The following is a 22,523-nucleotide window of genomic DNA, read 5'->3' as shown; positions in this document are numbered from 1 at the left end:
TATGCAGGTACAGACACAGTTATCCTGGTCTGAGCGAATTGCAGCAACGATCATCCGGCAATGTGACGGGGACGGTTATCATGCGTTCCCTTCGGGAAGATGGGCATACGTGGAAGGCATGACATTGATGGCGATGGCACGAACCGGGCAGTATTATGGCAAGCCAGAGTATGTTGATTTTATGAAAAAACATATGGACTTGTATATCCAGCCCGACGGCTCGATTGGTACCTATACGTTGGAAGAATATAATCTGGATCAGATCAATCAGGGGAAAAACCTGTTTGCATTACTGGATGGTGCAGAAGATCAGCGTTACGCCGAAGCGGCCCATCTCTTGGCTGCGCAGCTCGCAGGGCAACCCCGAACGTCTGAGGGTGGTTTCTGGCACAAAAAAATCTATCCATACCAGATGTGGCTGGACGGGCTGTATATGTCATCTCCCTTTCTGTCCGAGTATGCGAAGACATTTCATCACCCCGAGTTATGGGATGAAGTGGCACATCAGATTCTGCTGGTCGAACGCCAGACCCGTGATCCGCGTACAGGGCTGCTCTATCATGGCTGGGATGAATCGAAGGAGCAGGTCTGGGCCGATTCATCGACAGGTTGCTCACCACACTTCTGGAGTCGGGCGATGGGCTGGTATGCCATGGCGATTGTAGACAGCGTGGAGCATTTCCCTGTGAATCATCCAAAGCGCGGAACCATCATCGGCATCTTTGAACGGATGTGCCACGCTTTGGTACGCGTGCAGGAGCAGGAGAGCGGGTTATGGTTCCAGGTGCTGGATCAGGGCTTCCGCAAAGGCAACTATCTGGAAGCATCCGGGTCAAGCATGTTTGTATATGCACTTGCGAAGGGTGTGCGGCTGAGGTATCTGGAGCCGAATTTCAGAGCTGCGGCGGAGAAAGGATGGCAGGGACTTTCCTCCAGATTGGTGGAGGAGACGGCTGACGGCGTTCGGTTAAACGGGATCTGTCATGGCGCAGGACTAAGTCTGGACCGGGATGGCTCGTACAGCTACTATGTAAGCGAAGCGGTTGTAAGCGATTCCTTTATGGGGGTGGCCCCGCTCCTGCTGGCAGCACTGGAAATGGAGCGATTGCCATGACACAGCAGAGATTGCCGAATACAGCATTGGAATCATCTTCTCCCTGTCTGACGGTTGCTTCAGACGGGACGGGGGATTATGTGACGATTCAGGCTGCAGTCGATGCTTTGCCGGAGAATGGCAACGGAAACGTTCCGATTCGAGTGAAGGCTGGAGTGTATCATGAGAAGCTGCACATGGAGAAGCCAGGCATCCATCTGATTGGAGATGGAGCGGAGCAGACCATCATTACGTATGATGATTATGCCCTTAAGAAGTTCCCGGACGGGTCGCCATATCATACGTTTCATTCCTATACGGCTTTCATCGGTGCTGATGATTTCACGGCAGAGGGCATTTCCTTCGTCAATGCCGCCGGTCCGGGCAAGGAGGTTGGTCAGGCATTGGCCGTTTATGTAGATGGAGACCGGGCGGCCTTTCGTCGCTGTCGTCTGATCGGTCACCAGGATACGATTTTCACTGGCCCGCTGCCGGAGCAGCCCATGGATCGCAGTTACTTTGGCGGGCCACGCGATGGTGCCGAGCGGCGCAAACTGCGGCAGTATTTCGAGGACTGTTACATCGAAGGTGATATCGATTTTATTTTTGGCTCGGCTACAGTGGTGTTTAAGGGCTGCGAGATCTTTACGAAGAATCGCCTGACTGAAGCAGAGGCTGCGAATGGCCAAGTGAACGGCTGGATTACCGCCGCATCTACGCCGGAGGATGTGCGATATGGCTATGTATTTCTGGACTGTGATCTGACCAGCAATGCTCCGCCGCAGTCGGTGTATCTGGGCAGACCCTGGCGTCATCATGCCAAAGTCTGTTTCCTCAACTGCTGGATCGGCGCTCATGTGAAGCGCGAGGGATGGCACAACTGGAACAAGACAGATGCAGAGCAGACCGTTCAATATGCGGAGTATAACAGTGCCGGGCCTGGTGCCGGACGTGCTGCTGAACGTGTCCCGTGGGCCAAAATACTGACTGAACAGGAAGCGGCGGAGTACTCCATAGCCCGTGTGTTATCCGGGAGTGATGGCTGGCAGCCTTTTGAAGGGGGAGGGGAGCATCGGCGGTTAGATACGCCCTCTTCTCTGCGAAATATATAACACAGGCTTTCTTTCTAGTCCCCTAAGGACTTGGCGGAAAGCCTTTTCGGCGTGCTATATTACATTTTTCGCCCCCAATAGAACTATTTTATCCCTTATCTCCCAAGCATTTTACTGATTAAATACAGGGTGAGGATCTGTAAATTCCCTGTAAAATTTGGTGATGTCTGCTGAAAAAGATAACGAGAGGGAAGGTCCAATTTGGCAAGGGAAGGGAGTGAAGCGACACGCAACATCAGATGGCTGAATAAGGCTGCTCTAATCGATCACAGATCAGATGCAGGTGGACGATGGATGCCTTGTTTGCAAGGTGAACGTATCCTTAATACAGGAGGGATTTTGCTTGAATCAAGCTGTTCGATTCCGCCCAGTCATTACATTTGCTTTGGCATTTCTTCTTCTTATTTCGTGGTTTGCACCGAGAGCCGATGCCGCTGCCCAGTGGCAGGCAGGCACCGCATACAAGAAAGGAGACCTCGTAACATATCAACATAAAGATTATGAGTGTATTCAGGCCCACACGGCGTTGACCGGATGGGAGCCCTCTGTTGTACCCGCATTGTGGAAATACGTCGGGGAAGGTTCGGGAGGCGAAACACCAACGCCAGATACGTCACCCCCTTCTGTTCCTGTGGGTCTGACCTCATCCTCCATCACGGACACCTCCGTTAGTCTTTCCTGGAATGCATCCACGGATAATGTGGGCGTAACGGGATACGAGGTGTACCGGAACGGTGTTCTTGTGACAAGTACCTCCACTACAACGGTTGTAGTCACGGGACTGACTGCCAGCACGACCTATGCTTTTACGGTAAAAGCCAAAGATGCCGCAGGCAATATATCTGCTGCGAGCAGCTCCCTCAGCGTAACAACTTCCAACGGTTCTTCTAATCCTGGGCCAACCGGCAGCAAATGGCTGATCGGTTACTGGCACAACTTCGATAATGGTTCAACGAATATCAGACTTCGTAATGTATCAACAGCCTATGACGTCATTAATGTCTCCTTTGCCGAACCGATTTCACATGGCAGTGGAACGCTTGCTTTTACTCCATACAATGCAACGGTAGCCGAATTCAAATCCGATATTGCCTATCTGCAAAGTCAGGGGAAAAAAGTACTGCTTTCCATGGGAGGAGCCAACGGGACCATTGAGCTTACCGACGCGACCAAGAGACAGCAATTCGAAGATTCGTTAAAATCAATCATTTCCACCTATGGTTTCAATGGTCTTGATATCGATCTGGAAGGAAGCTCCCTGTCTCTGAATGCAGGGGATACCGATTTCCGTAGTCCAACTACACCGAAAATTGTTAACCTCATCCAAGGCGTGAAAGCGGTTAAGTCACACTTCGGCGCCAATTTCATCCTGACGGCTGCGCCGGAGACGGCCTATGTACAGGGTGGATATCTAAGCTACGGTGGCCCTTGGGGAGCATACCTGCCAGTTATCCATGCCTTGCGTAATGACCTGACCCTGCTTCATGTGCAGCACTATAACACGGGCTCCATGGTGGGGCTGGATGGACGCTCTTACGCGCAAGGAACAGCTGATTTCCATGTGGCCATGGCGGAGATGCTGCTTCAAGGCTTTCATGTAGGCGGCAGCTCCGGCCCTTTCTTTAGTGCCTTGCGACCGGACCAGATTGCCATCGGTGTACCGGCTTCCCAGCAGGCTGCCGGAGGCGGGTATACCACGCCAGCCGATCTGCAGAAGGCGCTGAATTACCTAATCAAAGGTGTGTCATACGGCGGTTCCTATACTTTGCGGCAGCCTGCGGGCTATGCGGGGATAAAAGGGATTATGACCTGGTCAATCAATTGGGACGCTTATACGAATAATCAGTTTTCGAGCGCACATCGTCCGTTCCTGAACGGGCTGAGTACGCAAACGACAAAGGAGGTTGTGTATTAGATGATACCTTTCAATAAACACACTGCTTTCAAGAAGACTGCAACGTTTTTACTGGGTCTATCCCTGCTCTTATCCATCATTGTTCCTTCTTTTGTGCTCCAACCCGCTACGGCGTCAGCAGCGGATTCTTATAAAATTGTTGGTTACTACCCGTCCTGGGCTGCATATGGGAGAAACTATAATGTAACGGATATTGACCCAACCAAAGTCACGCATATCAACTATGCTTTTGCCGATATTTGCTGGAACGGTATTCATGGAAATCCGGACCCTTCGGGGCCAAATCCTGTAACTTGGACTTGTCAGAATGAAAAAAGCCAGACAATTAATGTGCCCAACGGAACAATCGTGCTTGGTGATCCCTGGATCGATACGGGGAAGACATTTGCAGGGGATACGTGGGATCAACCCATTGCAGGCAATATCAATCAGCTGAACAAGCTGAAGCAGATCAATCCTAACCTGAAGACAATCATCTCCGTCGGAGGATGGACATGGTCCAACCGCTTCTCTGATGTGGCTGCGACTGCTGCAACGCGAGAGGTTTTTGCGAACTCGGCCGTCGACTTCCTGCGCAAATACAATTTTGACGGGGTAGATCTGGACTGGGAGTATCCGGTATCAGGCGGACTTGATGGTAACAGCAAACGTCCAGAGGATAAGCAAAATTACACGCTGCTTCTGAGCAAAATCCGTGAGAAGCTGGATGCTGCCGGAACTGTGGACGGCAAGAAGTATCTGCTTACGATTGCAAGCGGTGCATCAACGACCTATGCTGCGAATACTGAGCTTGCCAACATAGCTGCCATCGTCGACTGGATCAACATTATGACATACGATTTTAACGGGGCTTGGCAAAAAGTCAGCGCGCATAATGCGCCGTTGAACTATGACCCTGCGGCTTCGGCTGCTGGGGTGCCGGATGCCAATACATTTAATGTGGCTGCCGGAGCACAAGGACATCTGAATGCTGGGGTACCAGCCGCCAAACTTGTGCTTGGTGTTCCATTCTATGGCCGAGGCTGGGATGGATGCGCACAGGCGAGCAATGGCCAATATCAGACCTGTACGGGAGGTTCTTCCGTTGGAACATGGGAAGCAGGTTCCTTTGATTTCTATGATCTGGAGACCAATTACATTAACAAAAACGGGTACACACGTTACTGGAATGATACGGCCAAGGTGCCATATCTCTATAATGCGACCAACAAGCGATTTATTAGCTATGACGATGCGGAGTCTATTGGATATAAAACGGCTTATATCAAGAGCAAAGGACTCGGCGGTGCGATGTTCTGGGAGCTCAGCGGTGACCGGAACAAAACACTCCAAAATAAACTGAAATCCGACCTGCCTACCGGAGGTACAGTGCCTCCAGCAGATACGACGTCGCCAAGCGTGCCGGGAAATGCCCGCTTAACAGGTGTGACGGCAAATTCGGCGACGCTCGCGTGGAATGCTTCAACGGATAATTTGGGTGTTACTGGGTATAACGTTTACAATGGCGCCAATCTTGCTGCCTCCGTCAACGGAACGACCGCAACCATCAGCGGCCTGTCAGCGGGTACTTCGTATACCTTTACGATCAAAGCAAAAGATGCGGCAGGCAATCTGTCTGCAGCCAGTAATGCTGTTACCGTAAGCACTACGACTCAGCCTGGAGGTGATACACAAGCGCCAACTGCACCGATGAACCTGTCATCGACAGCGCAAACGACATCCAGCATAACGCTGAGCTGGGCGGCATCCACGGATAACGTGGGTGTAGTCAGTTATGATGTGTACAATGGAACGGCTCTGGCGACATCTGTGACTGGAACAACAGCAACGATCAGTGGGCTTGCTGCGGATACCTCGTATACATTTACGGTGAAAGCAAAGGATGCGGCGGGGAATGGTTCTGCTGCAAGCAATGCGGTGACCGTGAAAACGGCAGCAGGAACGACAAACCCGGGCGTTTCCGCCTGGCAGGCGAATACAGCCTATACGGTAGGACAGTTGGTCACGTATAGCGGCAAGACGTATACATGTTTGCAGGCCCACACTTCCTTGCCTGGATGGGAACCATCCAATGTTCCTGCATTGTGGCAGGTTCAATAGTTGGGGATTTTCGTTACAACACAAACAACGACTTGGTGAGTGAGTTACCGAAAAGTTTTCCATGTAGTCACAAATAATTGTGATCCTCGGGCAAGGTTTCCACCTCCTTGATTCGGAGAATGCTAGATTATGTGACGAGATCCATTTTCCAAGATCAGAAGAGGGTACGAAGGCTTGGGCTGAAAATCAATCTGCTTATAGTTCTAATGGTGATAACGTCTTTATGGCAATAGAAACGCTTGACGGGACACTCGTTGGGAGCATTTCCACAAATAGCTGCAATCTTCGATGTGGAAATTTCAAATATGGAGTATCGATATTCCGTGAGCATTGGCGCAAAGGTTATGCATCTGATGCGATAAAAATTTTACTGCGATATTACTTTGAGGAATTAGGATATGTAAAGGTCAATGCTCATATATATGCATTTAATGACGGTTCTACAGCATAACATGAGCATTTAGGCTTCGTTCAAGAGGGAAGAATCAGAAATATGATCTTTACTAAGGGACGACACTATGACGAATATGTATATGGCCTGACTAATAAAGAATTCGATGAAATTTATAAGTAAGGAAGATATCGGACTCCTTGGTGAAGTCATTGTGATCCAACGACAGGGTTGACAAAAAGGATCGTAGCAGAGATGCTGACGATCCTTTTTGTGTTATAATTTCGTCTTCCTGATTTTCCACTCATCCACAGTATTTGCATCGATCCCGCACAATCTGGCAATAAGCAGGCCGAGGACAACACTGGGGATTTTTAACCCATATTCAATATTCTGATAATGTCGTAGGGTACACTTCATAAATTCGTTGATTTTCAGTACTAGAGATTCTTGTGTATATCCTGCTGCTTCGCGTGCCTCTATTAGTTTCACGTTATAACCCCTTATACATGGTATAGCAAAATTGTATATGAGTTACGTTGAAGTTATAACGATCCATTAGACATGATCTATAGTTGTCGTCTTATAGTTCGTTAAGTATAATTATATATGCCAACATTATCGGTTTGCGAGAAACCTATGCCGGGTGAATATAGAGGAAAGCTCTTACAATTTCTCTGTAGGAACGTCTTCTAAACTTAAATATGTTCAAAATACATTTATTGTTGACCGATGGTTGATTTCTAACTAAGATAAGTTATATATAGGTATGAAATCCTATTTTTGGTTTTGTGCGGGAGGTGTTTGTATTGGAGTCTACAAATTCAATTCGGAAAAAACTTTTGCAGCATATGCAAAGTAATCATATTATACATTCTCAATTTTCAGAAATATCGGGTATCAATTCCGGTACACTTAGCCGTATTTTGCAGGGGAATAAACCCATATCTATGAGCCAACTCGTCGCCATTACCGCAGGGATGGGGTTACCCGAAGATTTCTTTTTTGATGATTACGTAGAGGAATGCTTTTCCTCTTTGATCTCTATCAGGCGCATACGGCCGTTTATTATTCGCTGCGCTGAATTAAATCGTTTAGATTGTGTCGAACAAATTGTTAATCGTCTATTGGATGATCTCTCCTATGTCTCCGTGCTTTTTGATATAGCTGAAGAGTTATTTTCCAATAACAAACGTTTGGCTGCGGGGATTTTATACAGGAGTGTTCGTGAAGCGGAGAAGTATCAGCATTCTGAAAGGCTCGCGCTGTGCCATTACCGTTTGTTCCTAATTGATTTGGGAGAGGACCTGGAAGAGAATGTACGTGCGGCAACTCAATTTGAGTTATACGTTAATCGTCTTGATGAAGCGGATCAGCTTGAAGCATTAAAGCAATTGATGCACGTATTTGGAATGGTCCACAAATGGGCAAAAGTCGATGCTTTAGCCAAGGAAATGCATAGGATTGCAACGATTCAGTATGATTTACAACGCCGATCTGAGCGATCAGAAGAAGTCCAGAAACGGACGGAAAGACCTTTGTATTACTATATTCTGTATGCTTATCTGGCTCGGTCTACGGCCAGTGAAGAGTGTGGAGACTACAAAAGAGCATTGGAATTTGTATCCCTGTATGCAGGTGGAGAAAGTTGGGTTCATGAAAGGGATGAGGAAGCCAAACGAATTCTTGGACAATTTTCGGAATGGGCCATTGCAAACACCTTTCTCTATCGCTTAATGTCCGGAGAAGTGGGTGTAATGTACGAGTATGCTGATTACATAGCGTCCCATGAAGATGAAATATTCATTGCTGTACGGCACATGGTCCAAGCAGCGAATTTATATGGGTTGAATATTGATGGCATCCTAGATCGTTTTTCAGCATATATACCATATCAGTCGGACAAAACCGAGTTTGGCGAGTATAAGCCAACTATTCTAAAAGAGAGCTACGCCCAATTCCTCAGTGATCTAGCCGTATATCGTTTCGATGCAAGCAAGGGTGCTGATACTGCAATAAAACTTGTGTTAGAAGGTTTGAATTTATCGATTATAATTAATAGTAGTAAAAATATTATTACTTGCATGACTCTTTTTGAGCAATACAGAAAGTGTGCGGATATTGAAGCAAAGGAGAAGTTCAAAAAACTATCAAGTGAGGTGCATCGGCTCAATGCGAAAAAAAGCGTTACACTTCCTGGCTCTCTGTAGTGTTACGATTGTCGTATCTACACCAATAATATTGGCTGCAATGGGACATGGTTGGGGGACTTAATTATTATGCGGACATAGGATGTTCCTGATTTTCGGGAACATCCTTTTCTTATTTTGAGGATGGTTTCGGTATGGATTAGATCATGCCTTAAATTGGAGCGGGGAATTATCAAAAACTTCTTAAATTAGCAATCAATCAAAAGCGTCCAAGTGAATCTTCACTTGGACGCTTTTAATTGATTAATTTGAAACTGATTCAGAAAAAGATCTGGAAGAATGAAGGTCTAAATACTTTTTTTGTGCCTTTAAAATATTATTCTATTATCTGACAGCAAATCCTAAAATATCACAAAGGAGGATTGGGTTCTATGAAAAGAAGCGTGCTCATGCAATTGCGTATTGAACGTGCCAGGAATCGCCTTTACGCCCTCGCAGAAAAGCACAGGGGGGTTCAACATCCCGCAGTAATCAAACAGTCTATGATACTGGATGATTTAATTAATCAGTACAATAAAGAAGGAACACAAAAAAAGCCGATTGAGTAAACAATCGACTCTGGGCGAGAGACTTTTGCCGGGTTCACTCGCCCTTTAATTTTAACAGATCATGAGGAAAAACGGGATGAAATCTTCTAAATAAATTTCAACTTAGAATATGATGAAGCTTCAGCACTCCGATTCATTTTTAGAAATCGAAGTTGTCCGGGTCAGGTCCAACACGTACATCTTCGTTCAGGGCATTGATCTGATCCATCTCTTCATTTGAAAGTTCAAAATCGAAGATGGAGGAATTCTCAATAATCCGGTCTTCCTTGGTGGACTTCGGAATGGTAATGACTCCATTCTGCAGATCCCAACGCAGGATGACTTGTGCAACGGATTTGCCTTTGGCTGAAGCAATAGCCGTGAGCACTGGGTTGTCCAACAGCTGACCTTGCATCAGAGGGGACCAAGCTTCGAGCTGGATACCATGCTTTGCGCAGAAAGCCTTAAGCTCAACCTGAGTCAGACGAGGGTGATATTCCACCTGATTGATCATCGGTTTCACTTTGGCATCTTGCATCAGGTCTTCAAGATGATGAATCTGGAAGTTGCTTACGCCAATAGCCTTAATGCGGCCGGCTGCGTACAGTTCCTCGATTGCTTTCCAGGCTGCTTTGTATTTGCCTGCTTTAGGCCAGTGAATCAGATACAGATCCAGGTAATCCAGTCCCAGTTTGTTCAATGTAGTATCAAAGGCAGCAAGCGTCTCTTCATATCCGAGGTCTGCATTCCATACTTTGGATGTAACAAACAGTTCTTCGCGTTTCAGGTTGTTTTCTTGCAAAGCTTCGGCGATCGCTTGGCCTACACCGGCTTCATTACCGTATATTGCAGCAGTATCGATACTGCGGTAGCCATGTTTAATCGCATTTTTCACGGCTTCAATCAATTCAGATCCTTCTTCTACCTTAAATACACCAAGTCCGAACCAAGGCATAGGAACACCGTTATGCAGAGTTACTGTGGATTGTAAATGTTGTGCGGTTTGAGCTGTTGTCATGAGATTTCCTCCTTAAAGTGTGTAAAAATCAGTGATTTCAAGCTGAATTATCATTTTTTATCATACAAAATTAAATCATAGTAGATCAAATTGGGTTCAACGTATATAGTATAATAAAATACGATATGAAACCGGTTCCCCTTGAAGACTGGTATGGAAATATATCAGAGTGAGACCCAAAATCGGAATGGAAATTAGAATGAAGCTTTCTCCATGTTGACGGACCCATGTTGATCCTTGCTTTCCAGCATTTTAGCCCATGCGGTCAGGATCACAGCTACGAGAACCATCAAGGCTCCGACCCATGTCGTGTGAATCAAACCAATGGAGTCATTAATCACTCCACCCAAATAGGCACCTATCGCGATCCCTGCATTAAATGCGGCGATGTTAAAGGCTGAGGCTACATCCTTGGCCTGTGGTGCATATCGTTCAGCCAAGGTAACCACGTACATCTGAAGACCAGGCACATTCATGAAGGCTAGCAGACCCATACCCATAATGGTGAGCAGTGCTGCTAACTTGAACGGGACCGTAAAGTACATTACGCCCAGAATGATCGTCTGAATGATGAACATGTAGAAGAGGGCCTTGAGCGGGTTGCGGTTGGCTGCTCTACCGCCGATGATATTGCCCACTGCAATGGCAATTCCGTACAACAACAGAATGAAAGCTACTGTTTTCTCCGAATAGCCGCTGATATCATGTAACAATGGGGACAGATACGTAAAGACAACAAATGTTCCTCCGTACCCAACGGCAGTGATGGCAAAAGCAAGCAGCAAGCGTCCACCTGTAACCAGCTTCAGCTGATCCCGAAATGCCGTTCGTGTTCCTCGCTTCAACGTGGATGGCACGAGTATGAGGTTTCCAATCATCGCAACGATGCCAACCACAACAATCAGGATAAAAGCAGCGCGCCAGCCCCAATGTTGACCGATGAGTGTTCCGAGAGGTACGCCAGTTACGGTAGCTATCGTTAACCCGGAGAACATGATGGCAATGGCACTCGCCCTACGGTTAGCAGGTACCAGATCGGCGGCAATCGTGGAGCCGATGGACATGAATACGCCGTGTGCCAGAGCGGATACCACTCGTGCAATGAGTAACATGGTGATGCCCGTGGATAGTGCAGCCATCGTGTTACCCGCAATGAAGACAATCATGATGGCAAGCAATAGCGTTTTGCGCGATATGGTAGACGTGAGTGAGGTCAGAACAGGAGCCCCGAAAGTGACGCCTAAAGCATATAAAGTAACGGTCAGTCCCGCTGTAGTTACGGAAATGCCCAGGTCATCTGCAATGAGGGGCAGTAGCCCAACGCTGATAAATTCTGTGGTGCCGATCGCGAATGCACTAATGGCCAGTGCCAGCAGCGCCCATGTGCTGCGTTTTGAATCTTGTAACATTTCTTGCTCCACTCCCCTGAATGTAGATTTACGTACCGGCAAATGCTATTATGAGTTATTCGGTATAGATTGAATAGTACGTACTTTTTAGTACCCTACGTACTTTTTGGTGCCTATACAGCATGCGACGGATGTAATCCAATTCATCAGGGAGGAAGCAAGTGATGGTTAGAAAAAAATATAACATCTCAGTTGAAGCTACTCTAGAGGTGATCGGTGGCAAGTGGAAATGCGTCATTCTCTGTCATCTGACACATGGGAAAAGACGAACCAGTGATCTCAAGCGTATTATGCCCGCAATTACACAGAAAATGTTAACACAGCAATTGAGAGAGCTCGAAAACGACGGGATCGTAAACCGAATTGTATACAATCAGGTCCCTCCCAAAGTAGAATACGAATTGAGTGATTACGGAAGAAGTCTTGAACCAATTCTCAATGCGCTCTGTAATTGGGGAGATCAACATATTGTGAAGGAATACGGAGACAAATCAGCAGTGCTTGAAGACAATGGGCTCAATGATTTTAACTCAGACAATAGGGAGCTGGTGCAACCGTGAACTATGAGATTTTATATGATGGTGCTTTTGCGATGCTCAAGGTACATTTGCAGCGGGGAGAGCGGTTCAAGGCCGAGAGTGGTGCGATGGTATCCATGACTCCTACGGTTGAACTGAAGGGTTCAGCAGAAGGCGGGATGTTTGCCGGGTTTGGTCGGATGCTGAGCGGGGAGAAGTTTTTCTTTCAGGAACTGACGGCTGCTGGCGGATCGGCAGAGATTCTGCTCTCACCTTCAAGCATGGGCGATGTAGAGGCTGTTGAACTGGACGGTTCCTATTCACTCTATGTGCAGAAAGACGGATTTCTGGCAGGAACCGAGGGCATCCAGGTGAATACCAAAATGCAAAACCTGAAGAAGGGTCTCTTTTCGGGAGAAGGTTTCTTCATAATTGAGATCAGCGGACGTGGAACCGTATTTCTGTCTTCCTATGGTGCCATCCATGCGATTAATCTGGCAGCAGGTGAAGAAATGATCGTGGATAATGCCCATTTGGTGGCATGGCCCCATTATGTAGATTACCGTATTGAGAAAGCTTCACAGGGCTGGTTATCCAGTGTTACAAGTGGAGAAGGCTTGGTATGTCGGTTCCGGGGAGAAGGAACGATTCTTATACAGAGCCGCAATCCGCAAGGATTCGGACAATGGGTGAAGCAGTTTATCCCTGCGCGCTAATTCATTTTTGGAGAAAAGACACAGAGTTGCAACGGATGTGTTTCCATCATCGTTATATGAATAATGGATTTACTTCATTGACTGGTGGGTACTAATCCGTTGCATAAGGTCGCACATCATGGAGGTATGAGATGAAAAGCTCACGGTATAAAAACGCACAAGATAGCCCGGGATATCTGTTATGGCAGGTTACATCCATGTGGCAAAAGGAAGTACGTCGGGTACTGGAGCCACTCGAATTAACACAACCCCAATTTGTATTGTTGCACGCTTGTTTATGGCTCAATGAACACGATGAGGAAGGTAAAGGCGTAACTCAGGTTCAAATTGCTCAGTTTGCCAAGGTGGATGTTAATGTGACTTCTCAGGTTCTGCGTGCTCTTGAAAAGAGAGGATTGATTACCCGCGCTCGTCATCAGACGGATACACGTGCCAATATTATTACAACCACGGAAGAAGGCACCCGATTGGCCATTGAAGGAATTCATCTGTGTGAGGAGTCGGACAAGGCATTCTTCGAAACTTTGGATGATCGCAAGGAAGAATATATGGAGATCATGCAAGAGTTTCTGCGCCAAAAAACAGAGAGCTGATCCATAATATATCTTTTTTTAATTTATTAAACTACAGAATGTAGTGGAAATGGAAGTATATATTATTATCACTAATAATTATAGCAAATCTGCAAAATACAAATAGACCTCCTGACTTCATCTTGTCAGGAGGTCTATTTCGGTTGCTCAATCAATTCGGTAGGACGCAAATGGCTCACGGCGACGGAAAGAGTCACTGATCTGATCCAGTTCGCTCAACAGCTCATCAGGCAGAGACATGTCCAGACTAGCCAGATTATGTTCCAACTGATCGGTGTGTGTAGCGCCAACAATGACTGTGGATACAGCCGGTCGTGTCAGTAACCATGCGAGGGACAGCACACTCGGTGAGCATCCATATGCAGCAGCTTTTGCGCTTACTTGTTCACTCAGTTGGATGTTATGCTCCAGCAGAAAACGGTTGAAGGATGGATCGGTATCAGCTCTGGAACCGGAGGGTACGCCGGTCTGCCCGTTATATTTACCTGTCAGAATACCACCTGCCAGTGGGAAATACGGGATAATGCCTACACCCTGATCGAGACACATCGGTACCAGTTCCAGTTCGGGCGTACGGTCTGCCAGGGAGTAGCTGGTTTGGGTGGAGATGTAGCGCACATAACCTTGCTGTTCACTAATGCCCAGAGCTTTCATCAGCTCCCAGGCTGCGTAGTTGGAGGCGCCGATGTAACGGACTTTGCCGGAAGTGACCATATCGTCCAGCGTACGGAGTGTCTCATCCAGCGGTGTATGCGGATCAAAGGTATGGATCTGGTACAGATCCACATAATCCGTTTGCAGACGCCGCAGGCTATGTTCCAGCTCTTGTTGCAGATGGTAGCGGGAGGAACCCCGCCCATGAGGACCATCATGCCGGGGTAATCCGGCCTTGGTCGCAAGCACCGCGTTTTCCCGTCGACCTGTGAGAGCCTGTCCAATGATACGTTCCGATTCCGTGCCTGCGTAGATATTGGCGGTATCGATAAAGTTGATGCCCTGATCCATCGCTGCATGAATAATGCGGGTAGATGCTGCTTCATCCGCGCGTTTGCCAAACGCATTGGTGCCAAGCCCCAGTGCCGACACACGCAAACCACTATTCCCCAAACGTCGATATTTCATCAGTCATCGCTCCTTTTCTGTAAACCTTGGTAATGCAGATTATAACGTAATCTATTGAAAACGTGTTATTAATATAGTTAAATGAATGAAGAAACCGTTATCAAAGGAGATATGATGGAAAACAGTGCTGCACATTTAACGAGACGGAAGCCTAAGAAACCGAAGAAGAAGTTGAAAAAGCCATTGATCATCACCCTAAGTGTGCTACTTGTGTTGGGGGGACTCGGATTTATTTATCAAAAGCAACTCGTCGTGTTTGCTTTTAATATGTTCGCCTCCGGTACGGTGAAGGAAGCCTTGGATGACTCCTATAAACCAGCTGGCGATAAGGATGCCCCTGTCGTGGAACATACCGACCCATTCTCGCTGCTGTTACTGGGTATCGATCAACGCGACAACGAGCCAAGCCGTTCGGATACCATCATCTATTCCGTCGTGCGTCCAGAAGACAATAAAGTGTTGCTGCTGTCCATTCCGCGTGATTCCTATACCGAGATTGTCGGTCGGGATGTGAAGTCGAAGATCAACTCAGCGTATGCCCACGGTGAAGCCAAGATGGCGATGGATACGGTGGAGAATTTGCTGGGGAACAAAGTAGATTTCTATGCCGCAATTAATTTTAACGGGCTCAAGGATATTGTTGATGCGGTGGGCGGTGTTGAACTGCCGATCAAGAAGAACATCGAGAATAAATCAAAAGCGCATGAGAAACTGTTCGTTGAAGCCAACAAACCGATCTATAGCGGCGAAGAGGCGCTTGGCTATGTGCGTTACCGGGAGGACTCCGATTTCAATCGTACGATGCGTCACCGGATTTTCCTAAGTGCCTTCATGAATCGTGCGCTGGAGGTCAAAAATCTGACCAAGATCCCGGACGTCATCCAGATTGCGGGATCGAATTTTACAACCAACATGACTTCGGACTTCATCGTGAAGTTTGCCGAGTCCTTATATATGAAAGACAGTGCACCTACGATCAGCAACTATATGCTGAAGGGGGAAGGTGCAACGCGCAGTGGGACATGGTACTACGATCTGTCGGAGGACGATCTGCAATATGTCCGTGGCATGATCGCCAGTTGGCTGGACCCCGATGCAACCGAGATTATTGAACCGGAGTCAGCGGACCAGGCAGATACACCGGATGCGGCATAAGCATCCATTCTTGTGCAGGAGAAGCATGCGTATCTCTCCAACTCCTCAAACGGAACAAAGGTTGTACCAGGTGTATCTGTAAATGCGCATGTGTCTGTGTAAGAATAAAAGTCCGGAGAAGCGTTGTTTCCCGGCTTTTTTGCGTTTGAGATCCCTTCTGATGAAATATTGCATAGATATATCTAATGTTTAAAGCTCTTTTTATGGCATACATATAGTAAAATACAGGGAAAAGATTAAACATCAACCAACGGAGGAAGCTCATGAAGGAGTTTAAGGATCGGCTTCACCAAGTTCAGGAGCAGCAGAAGCAATTGGCAAAGGAGTATCACGCCTTGCTCCAGGAATACCAGTCGGATGACCTGATCGTTAAGAATGAACAACTGCAGGAACAGTATGAAGCACACAAACTCAAGCTAAGACAGCTTGAACTTCGCTCGCGCAAGATGGAAGAAGAGAATGCGCGTCTTCGCATGGCGTTATCTGAACAGATGCTGGATGAGAAGCTGAATCTGATCCGGGTATCCCGGGAGAAGATGGAGACCTATTTTCAAGGGAAAACAGCGGTACATAATGATCGAATGGCATTCCATGAACATCGAACCAAATCCAATCTGAACGCGCTGTACAACCAGGCAGCACAGGAGTGGCAAGAGGATTCCCACGAGGTGAAGGAAAGGATTTCTTACCTTGCCGCAGAGGTGAATGAGCGCATTGAATCGCACAAGCGGGCCGTACGGGAGAGAGAAGAGGCTCTACGTGGGCACATGGAGCGTGGATATGAGCAGATGGTGGAGGAGGGATTGAGCGAAGAGACCATTCAGCGTCGGATCAAGCAGAATCGCATGGAGATGAAGATTGGACTTAGCTGGATCAACAAAGTAGCCATCCTGCTCCTCATTCTGGGGGTTGGAGCAGCGTTCCAATACTCGTACTCAACCTGGTTTAATGACGAGATGAAGAGCGGAGCCTTTTTCCTGCTTGGTGCTCTGATGCTGGCTGGAGGAGAGTGGCTGTTCCGACGCAAAAAGCAGACGTTTGCGATGGGGCTGCTCGGCGGCGGGATCTCCGTGTTGTTCGGCTCCGTCTTCTATAGTTACTTTTTACTGCATATTATAGGGTTATATACGGGACTTGCCCTGTCTGTATTGGTATCGGCAATCTCCGTATTGTTGTCCCTGAGGTATCAGTCGAAGACCATCTGTTCATTGGGTCTGGTAGGCGGATATCTTCCGTTATTCTCATATATGTTTTCGTTCGGGCTTGAGGGCCCTGCTGTCTATGTAGCCATGATCTATCTGCTGCTCTTAAACGGTATTATTGTGTTCATTTCGTTTGGCAAACGGTGGCCGGTTGTGCACTATATCAGTTTTCTGTTCAACACACCGTCCATGCTCATCCTCTTGTGGCTGTCGCCAAGTGAGAAGATTGGCATGTTGTATTCCATTGTGACGTTTGCATTATATCTGGGCATTACACTGGCATATCCGTTCAAACACCGGAGGAAGTTAACCTGGTGGGATTTCGCTCTGCTCGCCATGAATACGAGCATCAGCTGTCTGATGTTATACGTGTTATTTGATGTGGCGAATTGGAATGATGCTCAGGGCTTGTTGGCTTTGATCTTCTGTCTGGTGTATCTGGGCCTCGCACGATTCGTCCAGCGCAATATGGCTCAGGAAAAACAGACGATTCTACTCTTTTATGTCACTTCCCTGACTTTCGCCATTCTGATTATTCCGTTCCAGTTTGGGGCCAAGTGGTTATCGATGGGCTGGTTAATTGAAGGGGTTCTGTTGGTTACGCTTGGACATCTGAAACGACTCAAGTCGGTGGAACGTGCCGGATGGGGCATCGTGCTGCTATGTTTAACCACTTTTGTGTACTATGATCTGCTGACGCTACTCTTCATCGGGGAACGTTCTTACTTTATGTTAAAATACTCCAGCATCACGCTGGGAACCTTGCTGATTACACTGTATTATGCCTGGGCAGTTCACAGCAGCTCATCTTCCAGAGAGAGATTCAAATACAGCCAACTGGAGCAGGGCTTCCTAAACGGATTCAAGTATGTGACACTTGCCAATCTGTGGTTATACGTGCTGTATGAATCAAATGAATTGTATACCAGAGTTGTGGATGGGACGTTCCTGTTATACATGTTCTACAAGTTGCTCATGTTTGCAGCGCTGACCATTGCATTGGCCTATGGATTGAGCAAAGTGAAGTTGTTGCGTGATCAATACGTACAGATGTATACGACCTTCTTGCATGCCATTGGTTGCTGTATTGCACTGGCTGTCACCTTAACCATGCCAGCGCTTCAGACGGAAGTTCAGCAGCATACAGCGGCGGAGATTGTTGGATTGCTGGTGCTAATTATCTTTAACGTAGGGGTATTCTTTGCAGGAAGGGATCTGCTGATTGCCGGCATCCGCGGGCAGTTCAAGAGCATTGAATGGTACCCGGTGATCGCAGGGGTATACCTGTTAGGGGTCATCACCGTATTCTTGACGATCCAGTTCCAGTGGGGTGATGTGGGGCTGATGTTCAGTCTGATCTATCTGCTGCTGGCGATTCTCTATATTGCCTATGGATTCCGTAGAAAATATGTCATGATTCGGCGTCTGGGCCTGGGCCTAACGTTGTTCGCCACGGGTAAGATGGTGTTTTATGATGTGGGAATGCTCACCTCGGGCAGCAAAATCTTTGCCTACTTCAGCTTCGGCGTACTATTGCTTGGGATCTCTTACCTGTATCAGAAGGTGTCCAGCCGGATGGAAGAAATACAATCCAGAGAGACAGCGAAGCCTGACGACGAACCGAATGTGCCTGAGGAAGACCAAGATTGATGTAATGTAATGATTCTACTTCCAGTCCATGATGTGTTGGGGCGGTTTGAACTGGCGTTATTGCTGGTGTATGTTTTCAATTGAACTAAATGGAAGGCCTCTGGGAGTGTTTCAAATCCAGAGGCCTTCCACAATTCTTTACTCCTTGTTCTTAATTTCTTCGACGACTTGAATGCCTTTTGCTTTTCCATTAAGATATCCTTGCTCATAGTAGTCTATGCCATCAGGGGTTATAGTTACTGCAACTGCCTCCGGATCATTCTCTACGGGTTGTGCAACGATATATCCTCTGTCTAGCAGATATGAGATTGCCCTGTACTTTTCTATGTTTTCCTTTTGGTAGAATCTATTTTTCGGTAAAAGCATCGCGGGATTTTCAGTAAACCAAGCTGAATATATTTGCTCCGTAATATCGTACCTTTCTTGTATCCTCTCCTTAATTTGAATCTCTCTTTCATCGAGCATACTCACACCTCCGGAAATTAAAGTGTCTATCTTAAAGGGGACACTTTTAATAGCAGCCTAACTGAAGAAAATTTCTTTTATTCTTCAAAGCACGTTCTGTCTTCCAATACCAGAACTTCTCGCCCTGAGAGATTATAAACCGTTCTAACCATGTCTCAAAGTTACTGTAAAAAGATCCGGTATGTTCAACAGAATATAAACTCTCACAAAGCAACAGATATTGCTCATCACCTGAACTCCAACGCTCTAAATCAATTAGGATTCGATCATCAAGAATATTGGCGACCACAATCTTATTATCTGATGCTTCATTGTAATGTATAACATCTTGGGCTGAATATAAGAGGCTCTCCCCGCCATATTCGGGGTCTTCGAACAAGGAGGCTCCATTACATAATTGTAAAAAGCTTATGTAATCTGGAGGCAATGCAACAGAAAAATACTCGTAAAGTTCCTTTAATTTATCTTTGGATGCACCAGGTTTGAATCTATTTATAACAGTCGTTTTCCCAGTAGGAGCAAGTATTTCAATACGACCTTCATTTTGGTCAGCCCAATCTTTAAAGTCTTTGAATAAATTCATATGAATTTCTCCTTCTAAAAAAACTGACTTTACAAAAGTTTGTAAAGTCAGTTTATCATATTCAGTTTAACCTCACCGAACTAATACATCGTTCGGGATACCTTCTTAGTACAGACGACGGGTTTTACCTTCTTTTACATTTAAAATCCTTTGCACTATAGCTTTACACCCACCAACGCTCGTCCTGTTGTTTCACGTTGGATGCCCCGAAATGAATAAATCAAGTGACTTGATGGTTTCGTTTGGTTCTAACATTCGAGTGGATTGTACTCCTGTGACATTGTCATAACTTAATAAGTACTGCACTTCTTCAATTTGATTTTTACGTGTATTCTTTAGTATCTATTCCAATTCATATATGGCTTATAGCAGTACGACCGAAATCGAGACGAAACTCTACACATTAATTGTGATGAGACAGAAATCCTTTTGCCACAATTGTTGGGAGGGAATAATGTCTTTATACCTGATTCGGTAGTCGAACTGGCTGCCTACTTAGTAGTCTGGGTGGTTGAGAGACAAATCTATATGCTCGTACTCTAAAAGGTAAATAATGAAATTAATTGTCAATTATATGGATTTTTAAAGAAAATATGGATTTAATTTCATTGAATATAACGTCATCAATGTTAAGATATAGGAACACTTGTTCTTTATTTTGGAAAATGGTTGTAAAAAACTATTTCATTTCTCTTTATTAAGTAGGAGCAATCTCTTCATTAGGAAAGGGGGGCTTATATTGAATAAGTATGATGAGGTAAATCGTCGTTTTATCAAGTATATGGCCAATCTTATTCACTATAACTCTATCAATTATGACAAAAAGAGACGATTGAAAGACAGCCGATTCTCGCTGACGCTAGACAACGATGAAAACCTAGAATCAGCCTTACTCACTGTTTATGATTCAGAATCTGTGCCACCAAGTTTAAAAGATCACATTACGGATCACTCGCTTTATCAAGCTTATGACTCCCTGTCAGCACAACAACAACAGATTTTATCTCTTGCTTACATACAAACACTAAATGACAAGGAAATAGCCAAAATATTAGGAGTATCCCAACAAAATGTCTCGAAACACCGCTTAAAAGCTCTAACTAAATTGCGTAGCTTAATAACGGAAGGAGGATGAATTATGATGGAGGGTGACATTGCTACTTTTATTGCTAATTTAGGTTTCCCGATAGCAATTACTTTGTATCTACTTATTCGTTTTGAGAAAAAGATATCTGATTTAAGCGAAGCCATTAATAGCTTGAAGAATGAAATACAAAAAAACGTAAAGCGGTGATTTTATGTTTGCCGAACTTTTAGTACAAGCACAGCAACACCACGATCAGGAAGCAACACTACATATCTTAGAATCTTTCGTGCCAAAGATCAAAGCCTCTTTACGACAAGTACCCGCTGATTATCAAGATGATCTAAGACAGGAACTCTATGTCAAAATGATTGAGGTGATACAAACTTTTGATATTAGTGCATTGAAATAAAATTTGGAGAGTGGTTGTAAAATCAAAGGCTCATTTCTCTTTATATAGAGAGACGCCGGTGATCCACAAAAAACTTAACTTAATGGAGGTAATATTTATGGCTTGTGTATCAAACATCAACACTTTTGTGAATGGTTCTATCACCTACAACGGAACACGGTATGACACAATCGCTCTTGCAAAATGGGTATCTTATCAGAGTTGGAGAAAAAGTGGAGGGAAAAACGGCCTGCCTGTTGCTTTGATCATTGCTCAATGGGGATTTGAGCACGGCTGGGATCTCCCAGATCTACGAGCTACTCTAAACCCAGCTTTTCAACGCAGTGCATGTGAATACAGTGGGACATATGACAATACCAGACCTTCTGGCAGAAATCTAGTTTTCAATTCGCTTAAAGATGGGTTCTCAGCCTATGCCAAACTTCTGATTGAAGGGTATATGCATGTGCGATATGCATATTCTGATGCAGGTGGAAATACTCTAGGCATAAACGCAGCTGTGAAGGCTTTGAAGCTTGGCTATTATACTGACTATTCAGGGCCAGCTACGTCCTACTGCTCAACTCAATCATATGCATTGAAGAGCAACGCTACTAAACGTATTTGGGCGGAAGACCCCTATAATGGTATGGAAAGTACAATCACAGGTTCGGGAAATACTTGTCTTAATACGCTTATCTATATTCAAAAAACAGATCCAAATGTATACGGGTTACCTAATCTGTATTAATCCTTAAAATTGAAAAAAGATGCACTACCCCCTGGTGGTAGTGCATCTTACTATTCTGTTACGAATTGTTTACTGTCTTTATTAAAGGTATATTCTGTGGTTAATGTATCACCCTGTCCTTCTGTATTTTTCGTGGTTACGACCAGCTTTTCGCTTTTATTAACGGGAGTACTAACTTTTTCATAATTGATAGTATCCTGAACTTTTTCAGCATTTTTAAAAGTGATTGCAAATGCTTCTCCACTTTTTTTATCAATGCCAAAAGCATAAGAATTATACCCTCTTGAAGCTGTGTATTCAGGAGTGAGCAAGAAAACGTCCATTGCTTCAAAACTGATTTTCTCGAAGGAAATAGGTTGGTCAGAAGGTTGAATAAAAACAAGATCCTGTAATTCTTTTAATTCTTTTTTATCCTCATTATGTTTGTAAATCACGGAGTAATTACCTTGATAAAAGAAGTCACCTTCTTGCCCTAGAACACTTGGTGTAGTAACATGTCCAATCGCTTCTTTTCCTTC

Annotated in this window: 22 protein-coding genes; 16 read left to right on the top strand and 6 right to left on the bottom strand. The window is 45.6% G+C overall.

Going from position 1 to position 22,523, the window contains the following annotated elements; all coding sequences use genetic code 11:
• Nucleotide 1 precedes the first annotated feature (1 nt).
• The 7 genes from ABTV53_RS27980 to ABTV53_RS27950 all read left to right on the top strand — a co-directional run bounded on the left by ABTV53_RS27980 (nucleotide 2) and on the right by ABTV53_RS27950 (nucleotide 9,369).
• The gene (locus tag ABTV53_RS27980) at nucleotides 2–1,114 is read left to right on the top strand and encodes a glycoside hydrolase family 88/105 protein (RefSeq protein WP_433748846.1); all 1,113 of its coding nucleotides are present in this window, start codon (nucleotides 2–4) and stop codon (nucleotides 1,112–1,114) included.
• Complete coding sequence (locus tag ABTV53_RS27975) at nucleotides 1,111–2,205, top strand: pectinesterase family protein (protein WP_433748842.1); 1,095 nt, start codon at nucleotides 1,111–1,113, stop codon at nucleotides 2,203–2,205. The genes ABTV53_RS27980 and ABTV53_RS27975 overlap by 4 nt, the downstream gene beginning before the upstream one ends.
• Nucleotides 2,206–2,548: 343 nt before the next feature.
• Nucleotides 2,549–4,120, top strand: a complete 1,572-nt coding sequence (locus ABTV53_RS27970) for a chitinase (RefSeq protein WP_433748839.1) — start codon at nucleotides 2,549–2,551, stop codon at nucleotides 4,118–4,120.
• Nucleotides 4,121–6,220, top strand: a complete 2,100-nt coding sequence (locus ABTV53_RS27965) for a glycosyl hydrolase family 18 protein (protein ID WP_433748836.1) — start codon at nucleotides 4,121–4,123, stop codon at nucleotides 6,218–6,220.
• Between the two features lie 79 nt (nucleotides 6,221–6,299).
• On the top strand, nucleotides 6,300–6,671 hold the full coding sequence (locus tag ABTV53_RS27960) for a GNAT family N-acetyltransferase (RefSeq protein WP_433748834.1): 372 nt from the start codon (nucleotides 6,300–6,302) through the stop codon (nucleotides 6,669–6,671).
• Between the two features lie 740 nt (nucleotides 6,672–7,411).
• Nucleotides 7,412–8,821, top strand: a complete 1,410-nt coding sequence (locus ABTV53_RS27955; protein ID WP_433748831.1) for a transcriptional regulator — start codon at nucleotides 7,412–7,414, stop codon at nucleotides 8,819–8,821.
• Between the two features lie 371 nt (nucleotides 8,822–9,192).
• Nucleotides 9,193–9,369 (top strand): aspartyl-phosphate phosphatase Spo0E family protein, encoded by a 177-nt coding sequence (locus ABTV53_RS27950; RefSeq protein ID WP_433748828.1) that lies wholly within the window; start codon nucleotides 9,193–9,195, stop codon nucleotides 9,367–9,369.
• Between the two features lie 139 nt (nucleotides 9,370–9,508).
• Here the strand turns inward: ABTV53_RS27950 and ABTV53_RS27945 are convergent, their stop codons facing one another.
• Together ABTV53_RS27945 and ABTV53_RS27940 are read right to left on the bottom strand one after the other, a co-directional pair.
• Nucleotides 9,509–10,366 (bottom strand): aldo/keto reductase, encoded by an 858-nt coding sequence (locus ABTV53_RS27945; RefSeq protein WP_433748825.1) that lies wholly within the window; start codon nucleotides 10,364–10,366, stop codon nucleotides 9,509–9,511.
• Nucleotides 10,367–10,560: 194 nt separating this feature from the next.
• Nucleotides 10,561–11,775: an MFS transporter gene (locus ABTV53_RS27940; protein WP_150365152.1), complete on the bottom strand. Its 1,215-nt coding sequence runs from the start codon at nucleotides 11,773–11,775 to the stop codon at nucleotides 10,561–10,563.
• Between the two features lie 164 nt (nucleotides 11,776–11,939).
• Here ABTV53_RS27940 and ABTV53_RS27935 point away from each other — a divergent pair, with 164 nt between their 5' ends.
• From ABTV53_RS27935 to ABTV53_RS27925, 3 genes are all read left to right on the top strand, one after another.
• Nucleotides 11,940–12,335, top strand: a complete 396-nt coding sequence (locus ABTV53_RS27935) for a winged helix-turn-helix transcriptional regulator (protein ID WP_017691613.1) — start codon at nucleotides 11,940–11,942, stop codon at nucleotides 12,333–12,335.
• On the top strand, nucleotides 12,332–13,009 hold the full coding sequence (locus ABTV53_RS27930; protein WP_017691614.1) for a TIGR00266 family protein: 678 nt from the start codon (nucleotides 12,332–12,334) through the stop codon (nucleotides 13,007–13,009). The genes ABTV53_RS27935 and ABTV53_RS27930 overlap by 4 nt, the downstream gene beginning before the upstream one ends.
• Nucleotides 13,010–13,140: 131 nt before the next feature.
• Nucleotides 13,141–13,602, top strand: coding sequence for a MarR family winged helix-turn-helix transcriptional regulator (locus ABTV53_RS27925; protein ID WP_433748822.1), 462 nt, complete (start codon nucleotides 13,141–13,143; stop codon nucleotides 13,600–13,602).
• A gap of 147 nt (nucleotides 13,603–13,749) precedes the next feature.
• Here the strand turns inward: ABTV53_RS27925 and ABTV53_RS27920 are convergent, their stop codons facing one another.
• Nucleotides 13,750–14,724: an aldo/keto reductase gene (locus ABTV53_RS27920; protein ID WP_433748819.1), complete on the bottom strand. Its 975-nt coding sequence runs from the start codon at nucleotides 14,722–14,724 to the stop codon at nucleotides 13,750–13,752.
• Between the two features lie 111 nt (nucleotides 14,725–14,835).
• On the opposite strand from ABTV53_RS27920, the gene ABTV53_RS27915 reads away from it, so the two are divergent.
• Both ABTV53_RS27915 and ABTV53_RS27910 read left to right on the top strand, forming a co-directional pair.
• A complete protein-coding gene (locus tag ABTV53_RS27915; protein ID WP_433748817.1) occupies nucleotides 14,836–15,879 on the top strand; it encodes an LCP family protein in 1,044 nt (347 codons plus the stop codon).
• A gap of 263 nt (nucleotides 15,880–16,142) precedes the next feature.
• Nucleotides 16,143–18,731: a DUF2339 domain-containing protein gene (locus tag ABTV53_RS27910; protein WP_433748814.1), complete on the top strand. Its 2,589-nt coding sequence runs from the start codon at nucleotides 16,143–16,145 to the stop codon at nucleotides 18,729–18,731.
• 138 nt (nucleotides 18,732–18,869) lie between these two features.
• Here ABTV53_RS27910 and ABTV53_RS27905 read toward each other — a convergent pair whose 3' ends face one another.
• Together ABTV53_RS27905 and ABTV53_RS27900 are read right to left on the bottom strand one after the other, a co-directional pair.
• Nucleotides 18,870–19,196 carry a hypothetical protein gene (locus tag ABTV53_RS27905; RefSeq protein ID WP_433748811.1) on the bottom strand — a complete coding sequence of 109 codons (327 nt, stop codon included), beginning with the start codon at nucleotides 19,194–19,196 and terminating at the stop codon, nucleotides 18,870–18,872.
• A gap of 46 nt (nucleotides 19,197–19,242) precedes the next feature.
• Nucleotides 19,243–19,779: an SMI1/KNR4 family protein gene (locus tag ABTV53_RS27900; protein ID WP_433748808.1), complete on the bottom strand. Its 537-nt coding sequence runs from the start codon at nucleotides 19,777–19,779 to the stop codon at nucleotides 19,243–19,245.
• Nucleotides 19,780–20,518: 739 nt separating this feature from the next.
• Here ABTV53_RS27900 and ABTV53_RS27895 point away from each other — a divergent pair.
• From ABTV53_RS27895 to ABTV53_RS27880, 4 genes are all read left to right on the top strand, one after another.
• Nucleotides 20,519–20,914: a sigma-70 family RNA polymerase sigma factor gene (locus tag ABTV53_RS27895; protein WP_433748805.1), complete on the top strand. Its 396-nt coding sequence runs from the start codon at nucleotides 20,519–20,521 to the stop codon at nucleotides 20,912–20,914.
• 3 nt (nucleotides 20,915–20,917) lie between these two features.
• A complete protein-coding gene (locus ABTV53_RS27890; RefSeq protein ID WP_433748802.1) occupies nucleotides 20,918–21,073 on the top strand; it encodes a YvrJ family protein in 156 nt (51 codons plus the stop codon).
• Between the two features lie 4 nt (nucleotides 21,074–21,077).
• Nucleotides 21,078–21,275, top strand: a complete 198-nt coding sequence (locus ABTV53_RS27885) for a helix-turn-helix domain-containing protein (protein WP_433748800.1) — start codon at nucleotides 21,078–21,080, stop codon at nucleotides 21,273–21,275.
• 97 nt (nucleotides 21,276–21,372) lie between these two features.
• A complete protein-coding gene (locus ABTV53_RS27880; RefSeq protein ID WP_433748798.1) occupies nucleotides 21,373–22,005 on the top strand; it encodes a hypothetical protein in 633 nt (210 codons plus the stop codon).
• A gap of 50 nt (nucleotides 22,006–22,055) precedes the next feature.
• Here the strand turns inward: ABTV53_RS27880 and ABTV53_RS27875 are convergent, their stop codons facing one another.
• Entirely contained in the window at nucleotides 22,056–22,439 is a 384-nt protein-coding gene (locus ABTV53_RS27875) for a hypothetical protein (protein WP_433748795.1), read from the bottom strand.
• Between the last annotated feature and the right edge of the window lie 84 nt (nucleotides 22,440–22,523).

The organism is Paenibacillus amylolyticus (assembly GCF_050990605.1).
Taxonomy (GTDB): Bacteria; Bacillota; Bacilli; order Paenibacillales; family Paenibacillaceae; genus Paenibacillus; species Paenibacillus amylolyticus_H.
This window is presented reverse-complemented; position numbering and strand designations above follow the sequence as displayed.

What these genes read in the sequence shown, in the direction of transcription:
- ABTV53_RS27910 (WP_433748814.1), top strand. Translation starts at nt 16,143, where the DNA reads ATGAAGGAGTTTAAGGATCGGCTTCACCAAGTTCAGGAGCAGCAGAAG.
- ABTV53_RS27925 (WP_433748822.1), top strand. Translation starts at nt 13,141, where the DNA reads ATGAAAAGCTCACGGTATAAAAACGCACAAGATAGCCCGGGATATCTG.
- ABTV53_RS27950 (WP_433748828.1), top strand. Translation starts at nt 9,193, where the DNA reads ATGAAAAGAAGCGTGCTCATGCAATTGCGTATTGAACGTGCCAGGAAT.
- ABTV53_RS27935 (WP_017691613.1), top strand. Translation starts at nt 11,940, where the DNA reads ATGGTTAGAAAAAAATATAACATCTCAGTTGAAGCTACTCTAGAGGTG.
- ABTV53_RS27900 (WP_433748808.1), bottom strand. Translation starts at nt 19,779, where the DNA reads ATGAATTTATTCAAAGACTTTAAAGATTGGGCTGACCAAAATGAAGGT.
- ABTV53_RS27885 (WP_433748800.1), top strand. Translation starts at nt 21,078, where the DNA reads ATGTTTGCCGAACTTTTAGTACAAGCACAGCAACACCACGATCAGGAA.
- ABTV53_RS27965 (WP_433748836.1), top strand. Translation starts at nt 4,121, where the DNA reads ATGATACCTTTCAATAAACACACTGCTTTCAAGAAGACTGCAACGTTT.
- ABTV53_RS27980 (WP_433748846.1), top strand. Translation starts at nt 2, where the DNA reads ATGCAGGTACAGACACAGTTATCCTGGTCTGAGCGAATTGCAGCAACG.
- ABTV53_RS27915 (WP_433748817.1), top strand. Translation starts at nt 14,836, where the DNA reads ATGATGGAAAACAGTGCTGCACATTTAACGAGACGGAAGCCTAAGAAA.
- ABTV53_RS27975 (WP_433748842.1), top strand. Translation starts at nt 1,111, where the DNA reads ATGACACAGCAGAGATTGCCGAATACAGCATTGGAATCATCTTCTCCC.
- ABTV53_RS27920 (WP_433748819.1), bottom strand. Translation starts at nt 14,724, where the DNA reads ATGAAATATCGACGTTTGGGGAATAGTGGTTTGCGTGTGTCGGCACTG.
- ABTV53_RS27905 (WP_433748811.1), bottom strand. Translation starts at nt 19,196, where the DNA reads ATGCTCGATGAAAGAGAGATTCAAATTAAGGAGAGGATACAAGAAAGG.
- ABTV53_RS27945 (WP_433748825.1), bottom strand. Translation starts at nt 10,366, where the DNA reads ATGACAACAGCTCAAACCGCACAACATTTACAATCCACAGTAACTCTG.
- ABTV53_RS27890 (WP_433748802.1), top strand. Translation starts at nt 20,918, where the DNA reads ATGATGGAGGGTGACATTGCTACTTTTATTGCTAATTTAGGTTTCCCG.
- ABTV53_RS27880 (WP_433748798.1), top strand. Translation starts at nt 21,373, where the DNA reads ATGGCTTGTGTATCAAACATCAACACTTTTGTGAATGGTTCTATCACC.
- ABTV53_RS27940 (WP_150365152.1), bottom strand. Translation starts at nt 11,775, where the DNA reads ATGTTACAAGATTCAAAACGCAGCACATGGGCGCTGCTGGCACTGGCC.